Annotated in this window: 18 protein-coding genes; 11 read left to right on the top strand and 7 right to left on the bottom strand. The window is 60.7% G+C overall.

All coding sequences use genetic code 11. The features are described 5' to 3' along the window. The first annotated feature begins 4 nt into the window (after positions 1–4). The 9 genes from ML401_RS24130 to ML401_RS24090 all read left to right on the top strand — a co-directional run bounded on the left by ML401_RS24130 (position 5) and on the right by ML401_RS24090 (position 10,317). Positions 5–706 (top strand): cytidylyltransferase domain-containing protein, encoded by a 702-nt coding sequence (locus ML401_RS24130; RefSeq protein WP_285807144.1) that lies wholly within the window; start codon positions 5–7, stop codon positions 704–706. Then, positions 703–1,734: an N-acetylneuraminate synthase gene (gene neuB, locus ML401_RS24125; RefSeq protein WP_285807143.1), complete on the top strand. Its 1,032-nt coding sequence runs from the start codon at positions 703–705 to the stop codon at positions 1,732–1,734. Before ML401_RS24130 ends, neuB begins: the two co-directional genes overlap by 4 nt. Beyond that, entirely contained in the window at positions 1,731–2,867 is a 1,137-nt protein-coding gene (gene neuC / locus ML401_RS24120; RefSeq protein ID WP_376717292.1) for a UDP-N-acetylglucosamine 2-epimerase, read from the top strand. Before neuB ends, neuC begins: the two co-directional genes overlap by 4 nt. Then, the gene (locus ML401_RS24115; RefSeq protein ID WP_285807141.1) at positions 2,857–3,480 is read left to right on the top strand and encodes an acetyltransferase; all 624 of its coding nucleotides are present in this window, start codon (positions 2,857–2,859) and stop codon (positions 3,478–3,480) included. The genes neuC and ML401_RS24115 overlap by 11 nt, the downstream gene beginning before the upstream one ends. Before the next feature lie 10 nt (positions 3,481–3,490). Continuing rightward, on the top strand, positions 3,491–4,963 hold the full coding sequence (locus ML401_RS24110) for an aminotransferase class I/II-fold pyridoxal phosphate-dependent enzyme (protein WP_285807140.1): 1,473 nt from the start codon (positions 3,491–3,493) through the stop codon (positions 4,961–4,963). 265 nt (positions 4,964–5,228) lie between these two features. Continuing rightward, positions 5,229–7,142, top strand: coding sequence for a nucleoside-diphosphate sugar epimerase/dehydratase (locus ML401_RS24105; RefSeq protein WP_194403322.1), 1,914 nt, complete (start codon positions 5,229–5,231; stop codon positions 7,140–7,142). 241 nt (positions 7,143–7,383) lie between these two features. Further along, entirely contained in the window at positions 7,384–8,445 is a 1,062-nt protein-coding gene (locus ML401_RS24100) for a Gfo/Idh/MocA family protein (RefSeq protein ID WP_285807139.1), read from the top strand. A 284-nt stretch (positions 8,446–8,729) separates the two neighbouring features. Continuing rightward, positions 8,730–9,026 (top strand): hypothetical protein, encoded by a 297-nt coding sequence (locus tag ML401_RS24095; protein ID WP_285807138.1) that lies wholly within the window; start codon positions 8,730–8,732, stop codon positions 9,024–9,026. Between the two features lie 994 nt (positions 9,027–10,020). Then, the gene (locus ML401_RS24090) at positions 10,021–10,317 is read left to right on the top strand and encodes a hypothetical protein (RefSeq protein ID WP_285807137.1); all 297 of its coding nucleotides are present in this window, start codon (positions 10,021–10,023) and stop codon (positions 10,315–10,317) included. 899 nt (positions 10,318–11,216) lie between these two features. On the opposite strand, the gene ML401_RS24085 is transcribed toward ML401_RS24090, so the two are convergent. Next, entirely contained in the window at positions 11,217–11,390 is a 174-nt protein-coding gene (locus ML401_RS24085; RefSeq protein ID WP_285807136.1) for a hypothetical protein, read from the bottom strand. Between the two features lie 1,465 nt (positions 11,391–12,855). On the opposite strand from ML401_RS24085, the gene ML401_RS24080 reads away from it, so the two are divergent. Next, on the top strand, positions 12,856–13,422 hold the full coding sequence (locus ML401_RS24080; protein WP_285807135.1) for an HAD family hydrolase: 567 nt from the start codon (positions 12,856–12,858) through the stop codon (positions 13,420–13,422). A gap of 364 nt (positions 13,423–13,786) precedes the next feature. Here ML401_RS24080 and ML401_RS24075 read toward each other — a convergent pair whose 3' ends face one another. Then, positions 13,787–13,993, bottom strand: coding sequence for a hypothetical protein (locus ML401_RS24075; protein WP_285807134.1), 207 nt, complete (start codon positions 13,991–13,993; stop codon positions 13,787–13,789). A 221-nt stretch (positions 13,994–14,214) separates the two neighbouring features. After that, a complete protein-coding gene (locus ML401_RS24070; protein ID WP_285807133.1) occupies positions 14,215–15,438 on the bottom strand; it encodes a phenylacetate--CoA ligase family protein in 1,224 nt (407 codons plus the stop codon). A gap of 86 nt (positions 15,439–15,524) precedes the next feature. Between ML401_RS24070 and ML401_RS24065 the strand changes: the two genes are divergently transcribed. After that, the gene (locus ML401_RS24065) at positions 15,525–16,679 is read left to right on the top strand and encodes an AGE family epimerase/isomerase (RefSeq protein WP_285807132.1); all 1,155 of its coding nucleotides are present in this window, start codon (positions 15,525–15,527) and stop codon (positions 16,677–16,679) included. Here the strand turns inward: ML401_RS24065 and ML401_RS24060 are convergent. From ML401_RS24060 to ML401_RS24045, 4 genes are all read right to left on the bottom strand, one after another. Next, entirely contained in the window at positions 16,676–17,515 is an 840-nt protein-coding gene (locus ML401_RS24060) for an ABC transporter ATP-binding protein (protein WP_285807131.1), read from the bottom strand. The genes ML401_RS24065 and ML401_RS24060 overlap by 4 nt on opposite strands. A gap of 124 nt (positions 17,516–17,639) precedes the next feature. Next, positions 17,640–18,923: an ABC transporter substrate-binding protein gene (locus tag ML401_RS24055; RefSeq protein ID WP_259214424.1), complete on the bottom strand. Its 1,284-nt coding sequence runs from the start codon at positions 18,921–18,923 to the stop codon at positions 17,640–17,642. Between the two features lie 41 nt (positions 18,924–18,964). Beyond that, positions 18,965–20,038: a branched-chain amino acid ABC transporter permease gene (locus ML401_RS24050; protein ID WP_194403353.1), complete on the bottom strand. Its 1,074-nt coding sequence runs from the start codon at positions 20,036–20,038 to the stop codon at positions 18,965–18,967. Positions 20,039–20,041: 3 nt separating this feature from the next. Beyond that, complete coding sequence (locus ML401_RS24045; protein WP_194403352.1) at positions 20,042–20,935, bottom strand: branched-chain amino acid ABC transporter permease; 894 nt, start codon at positions 20,933–20,935, stop codon at positions 20,042–20,044. Between the last annotated feature and the right edge of the window lie 17 nt (positions 20,936–20,952).

Here is a 20,952-nt window from a genome sequence, read left to right as displayed (position 1 = left end):
GCCCTTGAAGACGCTGGCTATCATTCCGGCGCGCGGTGGTTCGAAGCGCTTGCCCGGCAAGAACACGAAACGCTTTCTCGGCGTGCCGCTTATTGCCTGGTCGATCCGCTTTGCCCAACGGCAGCAGCGGTTCGACAAGGTTGTCGTCTCGACCGATTCCGAAGAGATCGCTGACGCGAGCCGGGCCGAAGGCGTCGATGTGCCATACCTGCGGCCGGCGGCCCTTGCCTCCGACACGGCAACCTCCGCGGCGGTCGTGCTCGACATCCTGGCCCGGGAGCAGCGAATCGGAAGCAGCTTCGATGTGGTCGCGTTGCTGCAGCCGACCTCGCCGGTCCGCGAGCCGTCACGCTGGACCGAGGCTTTCGCCCATGTCGATGGCGGCGACGCCGATGCCGTGATCGGTGTCGCGCCGGCCCATCCGCATCCGAATCATGCCTTCCATTGGGAGCAGGGCGGCAAACTGCGACCCTTCGCCGATGGAAAGCAAATCACCTTGCGGTCGCAGGACCTACCGCCGGTGGTCTATGTCGCCGGCAACATGTACCTGATCCGCTCGACTGTGCTAGAAGCGCACGGGGGATTTTTCCCTCCCCGCACGGTCGGGGTGCTCTGCGACCAGCCTTGCGAGGCGGTCGATATCGATACCGAGGCAGACTGGGTCGCCGCCGAGGCCCTGGCAAAGCATTACGGCAAATCGCCATGAAGACCTTCATCATCGCCGAGGCCGGCGTCAATCATAACGGCGACGAGAAAATGGCCGTGGAGCTGGTCGAAGCCGCCGCCAAAAGCGGCGCCGATGCGGTCAAGTTCCAGACCTTTTCCGCCGACAAGCTGACGCGCAAGGGCGCCGAAAAGGCCGAGTATCAGAAACAGGCGACCGGCGACGGTGACCAGCACGGCATGCTCAAGGCGCTCGAGATGTCGGAAAGTCTGCACCGGCGCCTGTTCGCACGCTGCGCCGACCTCGGCATCGAGTTCATGTCGACGGCATTCGATGACCAATCTCTCGACTTCTTGGTCGCTCTCGGCATCAAGCGTATCAAAGTCCCTTCCGGCGAAATCACTAATCCACCGTTGCTCCGGCACATGGCTTCTAAGGGGGTTCCCTTGATCGTTTCAACGGGGATGGCCGCGCTTGATGAAGTCGTCGCCGCCGTTGAAATCATTCGCTTGGCGCGAGAGAGCCACGGTTTTACCGAGCCGCTGGGGGACGTCGTGACCATCCTCCATTGCACCTCGAACTATCCGACCGCTTGCACCGACGTTAATCTGCGGGCCATGAACACCCTGGCCCGAGCCACCGGCCTGCCGGTCGGCTACTCTGATCACACTCTTGGCCTTGCGGTCTCGACCGGCGCGGTTGCGCTGGGGGCGAGAGTCATCGAAAAACATTTCACGCTGAATTCCGGGCTGCCAGGACCCGACCACAAGGCCTCCCTCGAGCCTGATCAACTTGCAGCGTTGGTGCGACAAATCCGCGACGTCGAGCAAGCCCTGGGGTCTGCTACCAAGGCTCCAACCGCCTCCGAATTGCCGGTACGTGATCTGGTGCGCCGGAGCGTTACCGCCGTTCGCGCGATCGATGCGGGCGCCCCAATTGTCCGAGAAGACGTCGCCCTGATGCGCCCTGGGACCGGGATCCCACCAATCAATCTCGACAAAGTCATTGGAAGGAAGACAGCGCGCGCCATCGCGGCAGGCGAGACGCTCGTCTGGTCGGACCTCGCATGAGACCCCGCAAAGTGTGCTACATCACCGGCACCCGCGCGGATTTTGGCCTGATGCAGTCGACCCTGCAACGTATTCACAGATCAGACGCCTTTGAACTCTCCCTTGTCGTTACCGGAATGCACCTGATGGTGGAATATGGCTTCACCGTTAGGCATGTCGAGGAGGCGGGCCTGCCGATCTCAGCGCGGGTTGCCGTCGAGGAGGGCCCACCATCCGGCGCACTGATGGCTAGCAACATAGGACGTATGCTTATCGGGTTCGTTAGTGCGCTTCAGGTGATCCACCCGGACGTGGTTCTCGTGCTGGGCGACCGCGGAGAAATGCTGGCCGGCGCGCTGGCCGCGATACATCTCAACATTCCAGTCGCCCATATTCATGGCGGCGAGCGGTCTGGCACTGTTGACGAGCCGGTACGACACTCAATTTCGAAGCTAGCCCATTTCCATTTCGTAGCGACCGACGAAAGCAGGGAGCGGCTGGTCCGCATGGGCGAGGCGCCCGATCGCATTTCTGTCGTTGGTGCGCCTGGACTTGACGATGTCGCCAATGTCTCGCTGGCCAGGCGCGAGGACCTCTGCCGGCGGATCGGGTTCGATCCGCACGGCTTGGTCGGCCTCTTCGTCTACCACCCGGTGCTGCAGGAGACTGCGTCGTCCGAGGAATATGCGAATAGCGTCGTCGATGCGATGCTGGCCAGGGGCTTTCAGATCATCGCGCTCAGGCCAAATTCGGATGCAGGAAGTGCGGGCGTGAGGCGGATGCTGGAAGAGCGCGCCGCCGCGGGTGAAATTCATCTTGCAACCAATTTGCCTAGAGAAGAGTTCCTGTCGTGGTTGGCCGCGGCGAATCTGATGGCCGGTAATTCAAGTGCTGGCATCATCGAGGCCGCTAGTTTTGGAACGCCGGTCGTTAACGTCGGATCACGACAGAATTTGCGTCAACGCAATTTGAACGTCTTCGACTGCTCTGCCGATCGCGACGACCTCGATCGTGCGATCGAGGCCGCGCTCTCATCATCGCGGTTCGACGGGACGAACGTCTATGGCGATGGCCGAGCCGGCGAACGCATTATCAATCTTCTAGCCGGGATCGATCTTGCCGGCGCTTCTTCGGCGAAAACCAATGTCTATTGAACGTTATCTTCTGCTCGGCGCGGGTGGCCACGGCATGGTGGTTCTCGATGCGCTACAGTCGTGCGAACCGCAGATTGACGTCTGCGTAGCGGACGAATCCGACAACCGGATAGGCAAGAGGTTTCAGGGTTTGACGGTGGAGCGGTTCGATCCGACCGTAAACAGGACCGCGCAGCGCTTTCATGTTTCGATCGGCCGCAACGACGTCCGGGCCAGAATGTTCGAAGCCCTGAAGGCGCGCGGTGGATTGCCCTCGACCGTCATTCATCCGAGCGCGACAATCGCCCGAGACGTTGGCATTGCAGACGGTACGTTCGTTGCCGCTCGAGCCGTCATTGCACCCGCGGCGACCATCGGCGAAGGCGTCATCGTCAACCATGGTGCGGTAGTAGATCATGAATGCGTGGTTCGGAGCCACTGTCATGTTGCTCCAGGCGCAACGCTGGCTGGCAATGTGCGGCTCGGATTGCGGGTTTTCATCGGCGCTGGAGCGAATATACTCCCGGGTGTCACGGTTGGCGACGACGCGACAATCGGCGCGGGTGCGGTCGTCACGGTAGATGTTCCCCCTGGAACGACTTATGCGGGCGTGCCAGCCCGCAAGATCCGCTGAGGACTGTCGCATGGATATTTCGGGAATTTGCATTACACGCCAGTCCACCCTGCGCGATGCGCTCGATATGCTCGATCGTAGCGGTCTCGGCGTGCTGCTATTGATCGAGGATGACCGCAAATTCGAGCGGACGGTGACCGATGGGGATCTGCGCAGGCTCCTGCTCGAGGGCGCGTCGCTCGACCAGACGCTCGCAAGCATCTCGGCGCGGCAGTCCGTAGTAGTTTCAGAAAACCGGACCCGACGAGATGCGCTCGAATTGATGCAGAAGCACACCATCGACCATCTTCCCGTGGTCGACGCTTCAGGTCGGGTCGTCGATCTCATCGAGCGCCGAGGCATCGACGAGCAGATACTGCTGTCAACACCGCACATGGGAGATACCGAGAGAAACTATGTGGAAGAGGCGTTCCGGACCAATTGGATTGCGCCTCTGGGGCCGAACGTCGATGCCTTTGAGACGGAGCTTGCGGGACTGGTCGGAGCGAACAGCGCCGTTGCCTTGAGCTCTGGTACCGCCGCGATCCATCTGTCCCTTGTGCTCCTGGGCGTCGGTGCAGGCGATTGTGTCTTCTGCTCTTCGCTGACTTTTGCAGCGAGCGTAAATCCGATCGTCTATCAGAACGCCGAGCCGGTGTTGATCGACTCCGAACCAAACAGTTGGAATATGTCGCCGATCGCGCTTGAACGGGCGCTGGAGAGCGCGCGCAAGAATGGTCGGCTGCCGAAGGCTGTCATTGTGGTCAATCTGTACGGTCAGAGCGCAGATATGGAGCCGTTAATGGCGCTCTGCGACAAGTATGGTGTGCCGATGGTGGAGGATGCGGCGGAGTCGCTTGGTGCGAAATATCGGGACAGGCATTCAGGAACTTTTGGACGACTGGGGATCTATTCGTTCAACGGCAACAAGATCATTACGACCTCTGGCGGAGGCATGCTGGTTACTTCCGAAAAGAAGTTGGCTGACCGGGCTCGTTTTCTTGCGACGCAGGCCCGCGATCCCGCTCTCCACTATCAGCATAGCGTAATCGGCTACAATTATAGGATGAGCAATATTCTTGCCGGTGTCGGACGAGGGCAGCTCAAGGTTCTCGGTGAGCGCGTCCAGGCACGTCGCAACATCTTTCGGCGGTATAGCGAGGCATTTGCGAATGAAAGCTGGATTGAACTCATGCCTGAGCCCGAATGGAGTTTTTCCACACATTGGATTTCGGCAGCATGCTTGGCCCCCGGCTCTCGGATAACTGGCCAGTCGCTCGTTCAGCATTTGTCAGATGAATTTATCGAGGCGCGTCCAATTTGGAAGCCGATGCATCTTCAACCGGTCTTCGCATCTTGTGATTTTTTCCGCCATGGCAATAGTTCTGTTTCGGATGACGTCTTCGAGCGTGGAATTTGCCTTCCATCGGGCTCCAACCTCACTATGCAACAAGTCGATAGAGTCGCCGATGCAGTGTTGAAGATCGGCAGGCGTTTAGTGTAAGCGGCGTTTCGTCTGTCATTTTGCGTCCCCTTCTCTGCGGTGTTGGCAGAGGCGGACAGTCTTCAGTAGTTGCCACTGAGCTTCGGTGGTCGATCAAATTTTGTGCGTTGCAGGGCGTTGCCGGCGGCATGGTGATCCGGGCCGAACGGGGCGAGGCGAAGATGGGGGAAGCGGTTCCTGACCGGCCGCGCGGCTGGCAAGTCTGATCCAGATAGGCTATCAGCGCAAGCAGGTTGCATCTAACTGGGTTTTCATCGGTCGGCGGATGACGCGTCTTTCGCATCTCACTTTGCGCAATTTCCTGATCGCGCTCCACGATTTGCTGGCGACCACGGCAGCGCTCTTCGCCGCCTTTTACGTGCGATTCGAAGGGGGCGACGGCTTCTTCGACCGTTTGCCGCTGCTGTTCCAGATCCTGCCCTATTTTCTGGCCTTCAGCGTGGTCGTGTTCTTCGTCTTGAACCTGACCACGACGAAATGGCGCTTCATCTCGCTGCCCGACGCGCTGAATATCATTCGCGCTGCGACCGTGCTGACGGTTGCCCTGCTCGTCCTCGACTACATCTTTGTTGCCCCCAACGTTCGCGGCGCCTTCTTCCTCGGCAAGGTGACGATCGTCCTCTACTGGTTCCTGGAGATCTCCTTCCTCAGCGCGCTGCGCATGGCCTATCGCTATTTCCGCTATACGCGGGTGCGGCGTCATGCGCGGACCGATGAGGCCGCGCCGACGCTGCTGATCGGCCGCGCCGCGGATGCGGAGGTGCTGCTGCGCGGCATCGAGAGCGGGGCGATCAAGCGCATCTGGCCGGTCGGCGTCTTGTCGCCGTCGCTTTCGGACCGGGGCCAGTTCATCCGCAATCTGCCGGTGCTGGGCGGCATCGACGATATCGAGGACGTCATTGCGGACTTCGCCAAGCGCAACAAGCCGATCGCGCGCCTCGTGATGACGCCGTCGGCGTTCGAGCCGGAGGCGCATCCGGAATCGATCCTGATGCGGGCGCGCAAGCTGGGTGTGATCGTCAACCGGATGCCTTCGCTCGAGAGCGGCGACACGCCGCGGCTCACGGCTGTCGCGGTCGAGGATCTCCTGCTGCGGCCGAGCGAGACGATCGACTATGCCCGCCTGGAGGCCCTGATCAACGGCAAGGCGGTGATCGTCACCGGCGGCGGCGGCTCGATCGGTTCGGAGATCTGCGAGCGCGTCGTCGCCTTCGGCGCCGCGCGGCTCCTGATCGTCGAAAACTCGGAGCCGGCGCTCTATGCGATCACGGAAGCGCTCGCCGCCCGGGGTGCGGTTGCCGAGATCGAGGGGCGGATCGCCGACATTCGGGATCGCGATCGCATCATGCGCCTGATGGCGGAGTTCAAGCCCGATATCGTGTTCCATGCCGCCGCGCTCAAGCATGTGCCGATCCTCGAGCGCGACTGGAGCGAGGGCGTCAAGACCAACATCTTCGGCTCGATCAATGTCGCCGATGCCGCGCACAGTGCCGGCGCCGAAGCCATGGTGATGATCTCGACCGACAAGGCGATCGAGCCGGTGTCGATGCTCGGCCTGACCAAGCGTTTCGCCGAGATGTACTGCCAGGCGCTCGATCACGACATCGCAGCGGCCAGCGGCGGTGCCAGGCCACCGATGCGATTGATCTCGGTCCGGTTCGGCAACGTGCTGGCGTCGAACGGCTCGGTGGTGCCGAAGTTCAAGGCCCAGATCGAGGCCGGCGGCCCCGTGACGGTGACGCATCCCGACATGGTCCGCTACTTCATGACCATCCGCGAGGCCTGCGATCTCGTCATCACCGCGGCCACGCACGCGCTCGGCACGCAGCGTCCCGACGTTGCGGTCTATGTGCTCAACATGGGTCAGCCGGTGAAGATCGTCGATCTCGCCGAGCGCATGATCCGTCTCTCGGGCCTGCAGCCCGGCTATGACATCGAGATCGTGTTCACGGGCATGCGGCCGGGTGAACGGCTGCACGAGATCCTGTTCGCCTCCGAGGAGCCGACCCGCGAGATCGGCGTTGCCGGCATCATGGCCGCGCAGCCGAACGAACCACCGATGCAGACGCTGCGCAAATGGATCACCGCGCTGGAGCAGGCCGTCGCGCGCGAGGACCGTGCCACCATCAGGACCATCCTGAAAGATGCGGTGCCGGAATTCGGGTCGACCGCGGCCTGACGACCTGGTGGCTGCGCTTCTTGCAGGAGCGAGCTCGGAGATACGCGGCGGACGCCGAGCCCGCTACCTCAGGACCGCAGACGATGGTCAAACAAATCTGGTGGAAATTGTGCAGGACTTGATACATCCAAGGTCGTCGGATTGTCTTTTGACGATTTTTCAAATTCTTGATTCCACGCGCCTTTGACGGATAGAGTGCCCAGGGTGATCCCTTTGGATCACGATTCCGGGGGAGATTGCCGTGATCAGGTTTGGCCTGCTGGGATGTGGACGCATTGCAAAGCGTCATTCCGACCTGCTTGGCAGTAATCAAATTGCAGGCGCCAAGCTGGTGGCTGTGTGTGACACGGAACGCGCGCGTGCTGACGCGATTGCCGCCAAATTTGGTGTTTCGGCTCATTACGATCCCGACCAGCTGTTGTCTCGCGGGGACATAGACGCCGTTACGGTACTAACCCCGAGCGGCCTGCATCCTCAACATGCCATCGCGTGTGCGCGCGCTGGAAAACATGTGGTCGTGGAGAAGCCGATGGCCCTGCGTCTTCAGGATGCCGACGACATGATCCGCGCCTGCGACGAGGCCGGGGTGAAGCTTTTTGTCGTCAAGCAAAACAGGTTCAACGTCCCGATCATGAAGGCGCACGAAGCCCTTAATGCCGGTCGGTTCGGAAAGCTTGTGCTGGGCACCGTAAGGGTGCGTTGGTGCCGGGACCAAGCCTACTATGATCAGGATGCCTGGCGCGGCACTTGGGCATATGATGGTGGCGTGCTCACCAACCAAGCCAGTCATCACATCGACATGCTGGAGTGGTTCTTCGGTGATGTCGTCAGTGTTCACGCCCGAAGTATAACGGCACTGGTGAACACGGAGACGGAGGATACTGCGGTTGCGACCCTGAAGTTCCGATGCGGCGCCTTGGGCATAATCGAGGCGACAACGGCAGCGCGTCCGGTTGACCTCGAAGGCTCGCTTTCGATTATGGGCGAAGGGGGAGTCGTCGAAGTCGGTGGCTTTGCGATGAATCAGATTCGTCACTGGCGCTTCACGAATGAGATGCCTTCCGACAATGAGGTTAAAGAGAAGTTTTCGGTGAACCCACCGAACGTCTACGGCTTTGGCCATCAAGCCTACTATCAGCACGTCGTCGAGTGCCTTGCTAATCGCCACGCAGCCCTCGTCGATGGGCTTGAAGGTCGGAAAAGCCTTGAGCTTATCTCGGCGCTTTATGAATCCATCGAGACGGGAGAGGAGGTCGCTCTGCGCTTCATGCCCCGGCGGGGCCGGCTTGGTATTGGCTCGTGAAATCTGCCTATGCCCATACCACTGGGTTTTCATAGGTAAACGTGGCGTCGCGGATAGCGGCCGCGCTATCCGCGGGCAATTGCGCCACACTCTGGGAGGACAAGGGTCGTCACCGATGACGAGTTGCCCCGCAAGCGTGAGAGCTGGCGCGACCCCTCGCACCAAGAATGACTTGACGAATGGCCGCCGGTTCACGTCGCGAGACCGCCATCGATGGGTGCGCGATTACAACGGTCTGCATTTGGTAACTATGATAGTTTCGGCGGCCTATGCCGAGGTGGGGGATGATGGTGGAACAGACTCTAAACGATATTGCTCGGCTTGAGCGCGATGGCTTTGTCATGTTGGATGGCGTCCTCCCGGCTAAGCAGGTGGAGCGAGCGCGACAGGAGCTGGCAGCGTTATTCGAGCAGGATGTGACGTCTCGCTCCGCTCATGGTCTGACCGAAGCTTACCGATCTAATGGTCCCATTGGCGCTACAATTTTGACCAAGCCAAGCCACTTGGCGCTGGATGTGGACAACCGAAATGCTCACGCACCCTCGCGTGAGAAGCGCTGTGACAGCTTGGAGCTGCTCTGATTTCAGGATTGGAGTTGCAACATCCGTTACATGACAGGCGAGATCGATCCGCCGCCGGCTCATGAACATCGTCGTGATGGTCCGTACGCGATGAACCTATGCATCATGCTGACAGACGTCGAACCCGGAGAGAATGCGGCGACGGCGTTGGTGCCCGGAACGCACACATCCACGATTGACTCGCGGTGGGGTACTCTGTTTGAAACCCCTTTTCGATTGGCAAAAGACCCCTCACGCAGCGGATTGAACTTTTTCCTGCGTTGGAACATCTTAAACAACATTCTCCCGCGCCAAATCCTTCGCCAACGTTACGGGTGCATTTGGAAAGCAAGGCGACTTGTATTTCTTTCCGAACGGGGAGGTGTGGCACGGTCGGTTGCCCAATATGCACGGTCGCAGAGTGATGATTTACAGCCGTAACGGCCGAGGTCGTCAAGAATGCTCCATCCGTTTCGGAAGAACTTATCGCGAAGCTCCGCCGAGTTTGGCAAGGCACCTTGCCGGGCCCTTCCAGACCAACGATATGACCAGTACGATCGTCAATCGGATCTATTCGAGCCGAAGAGCAACCCCGCTCTTCGGTCTCCAATATTGGTCAAAGCCAGAGCGCCGAGTCGCCGAATGGATTTTGACGTTGATCAGTTCTGCGTCCTGAGGCCGGCTTGGAGGGGCGCGGGCGCAGGCCATAAGCCGCCTCGACGCGCGCTTTTGCGGCGGCATGGCGAGGGTGCCTGTTCTCCGGTAAACGATGATCTACAGATATCTAGGTGCTCGAAGTACAGACGCGCATAACGTTTTTCACAACCTTCGCGATGCTAAGTTTCGTTCGGCTCACCTTTGGGTCGTCAGCCGATCTCGCAGGGCAGCCTCAAGCAGCCGATCAGCTCCTTCGCTTCGTCAAGCGTCGATTTGCACGACCGCAAGGTAGCGTTAACCATATATTAGATGAATGGCGACAGACTTTGGGAGCATGATTCGTTGTTGGGAGGAGGCAATGTCTGTCATCGACATTACGCAACTGAGCGAGCTTGGCTCCCGGCCGAGCACTTTCCAGCTTCGAGTCTCGACAGTGGTCGACGAAATGGCCTACCGGCTCCTGCGATGGTTCGTACTCTTTATGGGCGCGAAGATCGATACATACTCGATCCTGATCGAGAGAAGCGGCGCTGGAATGTTGTGCTCCGGGGAAATAAAGCTCTCAGGCAGACAGGAGCGGGACGGATGGCATATCACCGATGACGAAGCCGGATACCGTTATGCGTACTTTCGGGAGGCCGATGCGGATATTTGAGGCAGGTCGCAAGCTTGTGGGATTGTCGCCTTCCGCTGCTTTCATTCGGATTTACAAAATTCGTCCGGCAAACCAGATTCTCAAAAAAGCGCTCGGCGTCTATCTTGGAACGGCTCACTCATCGATGGTAAGTCAGAGACCATGAGCTACCGGTCCCTGCACGAAAGACCCAGTTGACCGGTTGCGCTAGCATCGTCGCAAGTTGGCGGATTTGAACGCGATCTACAGGGCTTTATCCTCCTAAAGCTGCTGGCAGTCATAGCGACTCGCCAATGGTCGCTAAGTGACGAAGTAAATAAGGCACCAAATGTCGGCCAAAATCGCGACTCAGATCGTGCCGCCGACGCTGTCATCACATCCATCTGCGAAGGCAGCCTAGTGGCCACGGATGTTGAACACCGCATCAAACGACAATGGAAAACGAGTGCCAAGCACTCCAATCCGTGCCATCGAACCCTCGAACGAACATGGTTTCAGAACCTGACGTCGTCCCTGCGCGGACCCATACGTCGTTGAGTTCAGAGGCGTTGACGTCGATCGCGGTGCTGGCAGCCCAGTGCGAGTTTTCCGGTGTCCAGAAATATCCACTGTTGGCGGCGGCGTTACCGTCCCAAAATTGAAATTCGCTATCGCGTTGCTGTCGGCGTCAGACACGGACGTCCAATTTACGACTTGTGCCCACTGATTGGCAGTCAAGCTGTGGTCGTTTATGGTTACCATTGGAGCCGCGTTTGTCGAGTTGAATGTGAAACTGTCCCAACTGCTCCAAGCGGCGCCATCGAAGGCCCTTACGTACATCGTCTCGCCGCCAGTGGATGAGCCAGCCCGAACCCGGAAGTCCGAGAGCTCAGACCCTGTAACGTCGATTGTGGTACTGTCCAATGAGAATTATTCGGAGATCAGAAGTAGGAGCCCGTTGCTCCGGTGCCGCCGACCCAAAACTGGTAATTGGTGATCGCATCGCCTTCTGCATCGGTGGTGCTCAGCCAACTCTGGGGCTTAGCCCACTGATTGACGTGAAGACTTTGATCGCCGATGGCGGCAACTGGCGGCGTGTTCGCCGTGGTTGTCAAGTGAACGTATCCCAAGCCCCCATGAGTAGCCGTCGAACGCACGGACCCAAAGGGTTTCCGAGCCTACTGTGGCGCCGCCGCGCATCCACACGTTGTTAGCGTCGGAGGCGGAAACATCGATCAGCGTATTTGCCGACCAATGAGAATTCGGTTGAGTCCCAAAAATACCCGCTTGTTGCCGACGCTCCGCTGTCCCAAAATTGATACGCCGTGATTGCATCGCCGTCTGCATCTGTGGATGTGAGCCAGCTATCGATCTTCAACCATTGATCAATGTGAGGAGCTGAATGGTCGCTAATTGTTGTAACGGGCGACGTATTGGTTGAGTTCACGTTGAACGAATACCAATTACCCCAATGTGATCCGTCAAACGCTCGCACCCATGATGTTTCGCTTCCAGTTGCGCTGCCACCTTTGACCCAAACGCTTGAGAGATCGGCAGCTGACACCTCGATCGTTGTGTTTGCTGCCCAATGAGAGTTGTGGGGGTCCAAAAGAAAGCACTGGTTGCCGCGGCGCCGCCATCCCAAAACTGGTACTTTGTCGCGATGTCCCCATTGGCATCGGAATAGTTGATCCAATTGGATACTTGGGCCCAGCGGTCTACGTGCAATACCTGGTCATTGACTGTTACGACCGGAGGCGTATTCGGAACGGTGGTGAGCGTAAATCAGTCCCAATTGCTCCAAGCGGCGCCGTCATAAGCCCTGACCCATAACGTCTCAGAGCCCCCACTCGAGCCGGCGTGCACCCAAGCGTCAGAAACGTTAGCTGCGGCCACTTCGATGGTCGTGTTGGCCGCCCAATGCGAATTGTCTGGTGTCCAAAAATAAGCACTCGTATTTGCTGTTCCACCGTCCCAGAATTAATACTTAGCAGCAGCATTGCGGTCGGCATCTGTGTATGTGATCCAGGGGACTAAGCGTTGCCACTGATCATGCAGCAAGCTGTGGTCTGCAATCGTAGTGAGGGGCGCAGTGTTGGCCATGAAAAGGACTCCCCGAGCGGGAATTGGGAAATGTCAATAAGTGCAACTAAACCGCCGCAGCCGAAAATGTGTCAATCCCGATACAACAACCGAATTTTGCAATAGACGAAAACGTGAGTTTTGACCACAGCGGGGATGGAACCTTCAAAGCTGGCCTTTTGCACGGCATCTTTCGTGCGACCGGGATGCGATCATCGTCCCCGGAGAAAGAGCTTCACGGCTTCTCCTTCGAAGCGAGAGATAATTGCTCGAGACCGATTCTGTCGCCTCTGCATGGCGTGCACCAGCGGAAACCGACAGCGTTCTCAATGTGACTTCGATTCTGCACCCTGCGACAAGCCGCGGGCGCTTCAGGCACGTTGGAGCAGCGCACCCCACTTGAGGTATATCTGAATTGCTGGACCGGGCGCGAGAAGGGCCGACGATTTCCATCGTCCAAGGGCCGCCAATGCACATCTTGAAAATGGAAATTGATTAATGGAATATCGCCGGTGCACCTTCAATTCACATCAGCGAGCTTTAATGCGTCCGGCAGTTTTCTTTGATCGTGATGGCGTCCTCAATGAGGACAACGGCTACGCTTTTGATCCGGCCAAGATCCGGTGGGTGCAAGGGGCAAAGCAGGCCGTAAAAGCAGTCAATGATGCCGGTTATTTTGCGTTTGTGGTAACCAACCAATCAGGAATCGCGAGGGGGTTTTTCGAGGAGCGGCACGTTCGCAATCTGCACGAATGGATGTCGCGCGAACTCGCTGTTGTTGGTGCGCACATCGATGCGTTCGAATTCTGCCCGCATCACCCAGATGGCCTGATCGAGCATTACCGTGTCCTCTGCAACTGCCGCAAGCCGCAACCGGGCATGATAACAGCTCTGCTTGAGCGGTACTCAGTCGAAATTGATGCCAGTTTCATGGTGGGAGACAAGCAGAGCGACCTTTCTGCAGCGCAGGCGGCTGGCATCGCGGCCTATCTGTTTGATGGGACCAACCTCCGCACGTTTCTCACTCCGTTGCTGACGGCTCGGTCTCATGGAGCCTCTCGTTGACCGATGTCGTCTCGCAGAGACGCGGGGTACCGGCAGGCTCACAGGCACAGGAGGTATTTGCGACCTTGAGTTGTGTTGCCAATCGGCGCAATCGAGATCATAAGGCATTGTCGGATGGTGCTATCTGACTTTATAGAAGCAGCTAAGCTCGACGGAATTTTGCAGCTACCCTAGGAGGTCCCTCCGGAACTACCCGTGTTTCCGTTTGATTGGCGCTGCTCGTGAACGCCTAGTTCTGCCAAGTTCCTCCGCCGCGGCAATCGCGGGAGACTTGCCGCGACGACGGTTGAACGATCTTGCGGCGCGCTGTGCCGGCTTCTGGTGGTAAGGCGTGCAAAGATAAGCAGTTGGCGGCGAGGCCTAGCTAGACGATCCCGCCGAAGTCGATGCCTTCCTTGGCGAACTCCTCGGCCTCTTCGGCGGACATGGTTGGCTTCGTATCAAGATAGGTATGTTCGGAAGCCGGAAGGATAGTGCGGACGTTCTGGCCGTCGGCCCGTGTGATACGGGCCGTCCAGCGCCCATGGCCGTGCTCGACTCGCTGGATGTGATACTGCTTATACCTGATCATACTATTGAACGCGACTGCCTTGAGACGGGGATCACCCATTTAACAGATGAATGCCGCCGCACAATAGGCCTTAAACTCTTCGATAAGATCGCATCGAGCCGGCACAATGAGGCAGGACCGAAGGTCTGCAACGGCCGACGGCCCGACCGCTGAACTGACATAGGTCGCACCGGAATGAGTCTCGGTTTGGTGAATATGCTGTTGCGGGATCAAGGCCATAGTCAGCGCTCGTCCGCGATTAACTTGCCGTCATTCGGCAGCGCGCCGGGGCCGACCAATTCGACGGCGCCACCGAGCTTCGTCACGGCGCGCAAGGTGCCAGCGATCTCTTCGCGCAGCGCTTCGCTCGCGCTCGCCGTTTCCGCTCGCAACGTCATCGCGTCGGTCGCGCCCTCTCGTGTGACGACGAGGCGCAGTCTTCCAAGCGAGGAATGACGCTTGCCGATCTCGGCGACCTGCTCGGGACGGACGAACATGCCCTTGACCTTGGTGGTCTGGTCGGCGCGGCCCATCCAGCCCTTGATGCGCATATTGGTGCGCCCGCATCGGCTTGGACCTGGCAGAGCGGCGGTGAGGTCGCCGAGCGCAAGGCGGATCCAGGGATGATGCGGGTCGAGCGAGGTCACCACGATCTCGCCGACGTCGCCGGGCGCCACGGGATCCCCGGTGCCGGGCTTGACGATCTCCATGATCAGGTCCTCGTTCACGACCATGCCCTCGCGCGCCCCGGTCTCGAACGCAATGAGGCCGAGATCGGCGGTGCCAAAGGCCTGGTAGGCGTCGATGCCGCGCGCCTTGATCTCAGCCTGGAGCGAGGGCGGGAACGCTGCACCCGAAACCAGCGCCCGCTTGATCGAGGAGACGTCGCGGCCCGAACTCTCTGCGGCATCGAGCAAGATCTTCAGAAAGTCCGGCGTGCCGCTGTAGCCAACCGGGCGGTAGGCCTCGATCAGCTCGAACTGCTGCTCGGTATTACCGGGGCCTGCGGGAATCACGGCGCAGCCGAGCGCACGCGCCGATGCGTCGAAGATGAAGCCGCCGGGGGTGAGATGGTAACTGAAGGTGTTGAGGACGATGTCATCGGGCCGGAACCCGGCCGCGAACAGGGCTCTCGCGCCGCGCCAGGGGTCGGCCTGCCGCCCCTCCGGCTCGAAGATCGGGCCGGGCGAGGTGAAGAGGCGGGCGAATGAGCCGGGGGCCGCCGTCACGAAGCCCCCGAAGGGCGCAGAGGCCTTGTGCAGGGCGGGCAGTTCCGACTTGCGCAACACAGGCAGGGCCGCCAGAGCCGCTCTGGAGGTCACGGCGGCGGGATCAAGACCTCTCAGCCGCTCGGCGTAAGCCGGGGCGGCCATCGCGGCTCGCAGGACCTCCGGCAGGCGGGAGAACAGATCGGCCTCGCGAGCTGCCGGCTCGCGCGTCTCGCGGGCGTCGTAATGGGCGGTCATGGTTGTTCTTTCCGTGTTGGCATCCGTTGCGCGCCGCCACCGGCATGGGTATCAGACCGCCATTGGTGAGGCCGAGAGAGGACCCGATGGCGGACAAGGGAAGCATTGCGGCGGATGAGGCTGCGGATGTCGTCGTGCGCCTGAAGGGCCGCATGATCGACGAGGCGCTGCCGCTGTGGTCGACGGTCGGCTGGGATCGGGCCACGGGCGGCTTCATCGACCGGCTGCACCCGGACGGTATCGCGGATGCGGCTGCGCCGCGGCGCGTGTTCGTGCAGGCCCGCCAGATCTATTGCTACGCCAAGGCGGCGCAGCTGGGCTGGTATCCCGAGGGGCGCGCCATCGCGCTGAAGGGACTGGAACATCTGCTGGCCAAAGCCAAAGCGCCCGACGGCCGGCCGGGCTTCGTGCACCGGCTGACGCCGGAGGGGACGGTGCTGGACGGCCGGCGCGACGCCTATGATCACGCTTTCATCCTGTTTGCTCTCGCGACCGTCTACGCGCTCGACCGGGACGCGCAGGTTCGAGCCGAGATCGACGCGCTGCTCGCTTTCCTCGACGGCCATCTCCGTTCGCCGCATGGCGGCGTGCACGAAGGCCTTCCGGTCTCGTTGCCGCGACGGCAGAACTCGCACATGCATCTGTTCGAGGCGATGATCGCTTGTTTCGACGCGACCCACGATCTGTCGTTCCAGAACCGAGCCGGCGAATTCTTCGCGTTGTTCCTGGCCAATCTCTACGACAAGCAGAAGCGCATCCTGACGGAGTATTTCGAGGAGGACTGGTCGAAGATCGAGCCGGTCAGCGTCGAGCCGGGCCACCAGGCCGAATGGGTCTGGCTGCTGAAGGGCTTCGAACGCATCACGGGCTGCCCGACCGGGCAGCGGCGCGCCGAGCTCCTCGCGACCGCGATGCGCTATCGCGACGAGGCCACGGGCTGCATGATCGACGAGGGGGACGATATCGGCAACATTCGCCGCAGCACGCGCCGGCTGTGGCCGCAGACCGAGATCGCGAAAGCCTGGATCGCGCAGGCCGAATCCGGCGAGGCCGGCGCGGCGGATGAAGCGCGCGCGGCGCTGGTGCGGCTCGAACGGCATTATCTCAGCCATCCCGTGAGGGGCGGCTGGTACGACCAGTTCGACCGCGACGGCAAATCGCTGATCGACACCATTCCTGCGTCGTCGTTCTATCATGTTCTCTGCGCGGTCACGGAAGCGGAGCAGGTGCTCGAGGGTTAAAGCCAGCGCTTGCGCCGCTTGAAGCTCTTGAGGTTCTTGAAGCTCTTGCGCTGGTCGCCGGCACCGCCGAGATAGAATTCCTTGACGTCCTCGTTATCGCGCAATTCGTCGGCGGTGCCGTCGAGCACGACCTTGCCCTGCTCCATGATGTAGCCGTGGCTTGCCACTGACAGCGCGGCGCGTGCGTTCTGCTCCACGAGGAGGATGGTGACGCCGAGGTCGCGGTTGATCTTCTTGATGATCGAGAACACCTCTTTCACCAGCAGCGGCGACAGACCCATCGAGGGCTCGTCCATCAGGATCATTTTCGGGCGCGCCATCAGCGCACGGCCGATCGCCAGCATCTGCTGCTCGCCGCCGGAGAGATAGCCGGCGAGGCCGGTGCGCTCCTTCAGGCGTGGGAAATAGTTGAAGACCATGTCGAGATCGGAATCGACCTCGCGGTCCCTGCGGGTGAAGGCGCCGAGCTTGAGGTTCTCCAGCGACGTCATGTCGGCGACGATGCGTCGGCCCTCCATCACCTGGAAGATGCCGCGGCGGACGATCTTGTCGGGGTCGATGCCGTTGATGCGCTCGTTTTCGAACAGGATCTCTCCTCGGGTGACCTCGCCGTCCTCGGTCTTGAGCAGCCCGGAGATCGCCTTCAGCGTCGTCGACTTGCCGGCGCCGTTGGCGCCCAGCAGCGCCACGATCGCGCCCTTGGGAACGTCGAGGCTGAGGCCGCGCAGCACCAGGATGACGTCGTCATAGACGACCTCGATGTTGCGCACGGCGAGGAGGGCGGCGGGCGGCACTGCGGCCGGCTTGGTGCGGGATGCGTCGAGGGTGTCGGTCATTGGTGTGTCTACCAGATTGCTACGGTCGTCATGCCCGGGCTTGTCCCGGGCATCCACGTACTTCGTGCCGTGAGGTCAGCGTGGATGGCCGGGACAAGCCCGGCCATGACGTCCGAGTTTGCGCTCACCAGCCCAGCAGCTCCGGCTTGCGCGGCAGCTCGACGGTCTTGACCTTCTCGAGCTTGATCGTGCCCTTGGCCATGAGGTCGTTGAGGTCGCCGTCGGTCGCGCCCGAGATCTTGGTGCGATAGAGATCGACCTTCAGCGTGCCGCGATGGTCCTTGTCGGTCCAGGTCGAGGGATTGCAGACGCCGTCCATCCCGGCCGGCACCCAATCCTTCTTCTGGTAGAAGCCCTTGGCGACGTTGTCGCCGGTGGCGCCGCCATTCTTGGCAGCCCAGTCGATCGCCTCCTTCATGTACAGCGCGGAGCAGACGGCCGCGATGTAGTGGACGGGACGATAGACCTTGCCGCTGGCGTCGGACATCTTCGAGATTTCCATGACCGTCTTCATGCCGGGCGCATCGCCGCCCCAGCTCACCGCCGTGCGCAAGGGGAAGATCACGCCGTTGGCGGCATCGCCGGCCGTCTTGGCAGCGTTCTCATCCATGCCCCAGACATTGCCGAGGAACTGGATCTCGACGCCGGCCGTCTTGCAGGCCTTCAGGACGGAGATGTTGGAAGCCGCGGTGTTGCCGAGATAGGCGTAGTTGGCGCCGGAGGATTTCAGGCTCAGGCATTGCGCGCTGTAGTCACCCGGTGTGAGCGCGAACACCAGCGGCGGCAGCACCTCGAAGCCGAGCTCTTGCGCCATGGCTTCGCCGGCAGCCTTCGGCGCGTTCGGATAGGGGTGGTTGGCGCCCATGTGCACGAATTTCGGCTTGCCGCCCTTGCCCTTGGCCTTCCAGTCCTCCGCCGCCCACATCATCATGGCGCGCAGCGAGTCCGAATAGCTCGGGCCATAGAAGAAATTGTAGGGCGCGGGCTTGGCCTTGCCGCTGACGCCTTCGGGATCGGTGAGTGCTGCGGCATAGGAGCCGGACATGTCGGGGATCTTGTCCTGGGCGAGGAAGCCGGTCAGCGCCTCGGTGTCGGCGGTGCCCCAGCCCATGATCGCGGCGACCTTGCTGTCCGGCGCCGACCACTTCTTGTAGAGTGCGATTGCGCGCGGCACCTGGTAGCCATAGTCGTTGGTGTCGACGTTGAGCTGCTTGCCGCCGACGCCGCCGTTCTTGTTGACCCAGGCGAAGGTGTCGGCAACGGCCTGGCCGTAGGGCGTGCCGACGTCGGAGGTGCCGCCGGAATAGTCGGCGAGGTGTCCGATCGCGATCTGCGCCTGCGCGCCGGCCGAAAATGCGGCGATCGCGAGCGCGAGCGATGCGGTGCTCAAAAGGGACTTCATCGTCATGGGTTTCCTCCTGTTTATTGTTTAAGTGAAGTTGCCCGCGCTCAATGCGAGAACGGGTAGAGTTTCCAATACGCCTTGACCTGTCGCCAGCGATGCGCGAGCCCGTCAGGCTCGAACATCAGGAACGCGATGATGATCACCCCGATCGCGATCTCGCGCAGGAAGGTGATGTTGGTGTTGAGCGACAGCGCCTTGTCGATCGCGCCGCCCTTCAAATACAGGCTGATGAATTCCATGGATTCCGGCAGCAGCACCACGAAGGCGGTGCCCATCAGCGTGCCCATGACGGAGCCGGTGCCGCCGATGATGATCATGGCCAGGAACAGGATCGAGCGCTCGATGCCGAAACCTTCCTGCGACACCACGAGCTGGTAGTGCGCGTAGAGCGCACCGGCGATGCCGGCGAAGAAGGCGGCGAGCCCGAACGACAGCGTGCGGTACTTCGTCAGGTTGATGCCCATGATCTCGGCGGAGAGATAATGGTCACGGATCGCCACCAGCGCGCGGCCGTCACGCGTGCGCATCAGGTTTGTGACGAGGATGTAGCTCGCAACCACATAGGCCAGCACGACATAGAAATATTGCTTATCGCCGCGCAGCGTGTAGCCGAAGATCGAGAACGGATTGGCGCTCGCCGGCACTGAGCCGCCCGTGAACCACTCGGCGCGGGAGAAGAAGTCGAGCAGGATGTATTGTGCGGCCAGCGTCGCGATGACGAGGTACAGCCCCTTCAGCCGCGCCGCCGGGATGCCGAAGATCAGGCCGACCAGCGCGGTGACGACGCCCGCGAGCGGGATCGCGAAGAATACGGGGATCGGCGCATTGTTGGAGATGTAGGCCGAGGTGAAAGCGCCGAGCAGGAAGAACGCGGCGTGCCCGATCGAGATCTGGCCGGTGAAGCCGACGAGGATATTGAGGCCGAGCGCGGCGATCGAGAAGATGCCGATCTGGATCAGGATGCTCAGCCAGTAGCCGCTGAAGAATTGCGGCGCGAGGCACAGCAGCGCTACGCCCGCGATGGCGAAGTTGCGGCTGGTGGTGGTCGGGAAGATCGTGGTGTCCGCCGCGTAAGAGGTGCGGAAGTCACCAGCAGGAATGAGAGCAGGGCCGGCCATGGGTCAGATCCGCTCGATGTCGTGGGTGCCGAACAGCCCGTAGGGCTTGATCATCAGCACGATGATGAGGACGTAGAACGGCGCGATCTCGTAGAGATTGCCCCAGTGCAGATACTCGCTGTCGACATATTGCGCGACGTTCTCGAGCAGGCCGATGATGATGCCGCCGAGCACGGCGCCGCCGACGGAGTCGAGCCCGCCGAGGATTGCCGCCGGAAATACCTTGATGCCATAGGCGGCAAGGCCCGACGACACGCCGTTCACGACTGCGACGACGACGCCCGCGACCGCCGAGACCGTCGCCGAGATCGCCCAGGCCATCGCGAACACGCTCTTGACGGAAATGCCGAGCGATTGCGCGACCTGCTGGTTGAACGCCGTGGCGCGCATCGCAAGACCGTATTTGGACGCACGGAAGAACCAGGCCATGCCGACCATCATGGCGACCGACACCACGAGGCTCATGACGTAGACGGTCTGGATCTGTAAGCCCAACAGGCTGACCGACTGGCTCTCGAATACGCGCGGGAACGGCTGCGGATTGACGCCGAACATCCATTTCAGCGTCGCCTGCAGCACGGTGGAGAGGCCGATCGTCACCATGATGACGGAAATGATGGGCTCGCCGATCATCGGCCGCAGGATGAGCACCTGGACCGCGATGCCGAACACGAACATGAACACCAGCGTCATCGGCATGCCGATCCAGAACGGCACCTGGTATTTCGCAAGCAGCGCCCAGCACACCCAGGCCCCGACCAGCAGCAGCTCGCCTTGCGCGAAGTTGACGACCTGGGTCGCCTTGTAGATCAGCACGAACGACATCGCGACCACGCCGTAGAGCGTGCCGACCACGAGGCCGTTGACCAGGAGCTGGATGAGGAAGGCGGTGTTCATGTGATGATGCTCGATGA

The organism is Bradyrhizobium sp. 62B (assembly GCF_030272265.2).
Classification (GTDB): Bacteria; Pseudomonadota; Alphaproteobacteria; order Rhizobiales; family Xanthobacteraceae; genus Bradyrhizobium.
The sequence above is the reverse complement of the archived record's forward strand: the minus strand, read 5'-3'. Positions and strand labels throughout refer to the sequence as shown.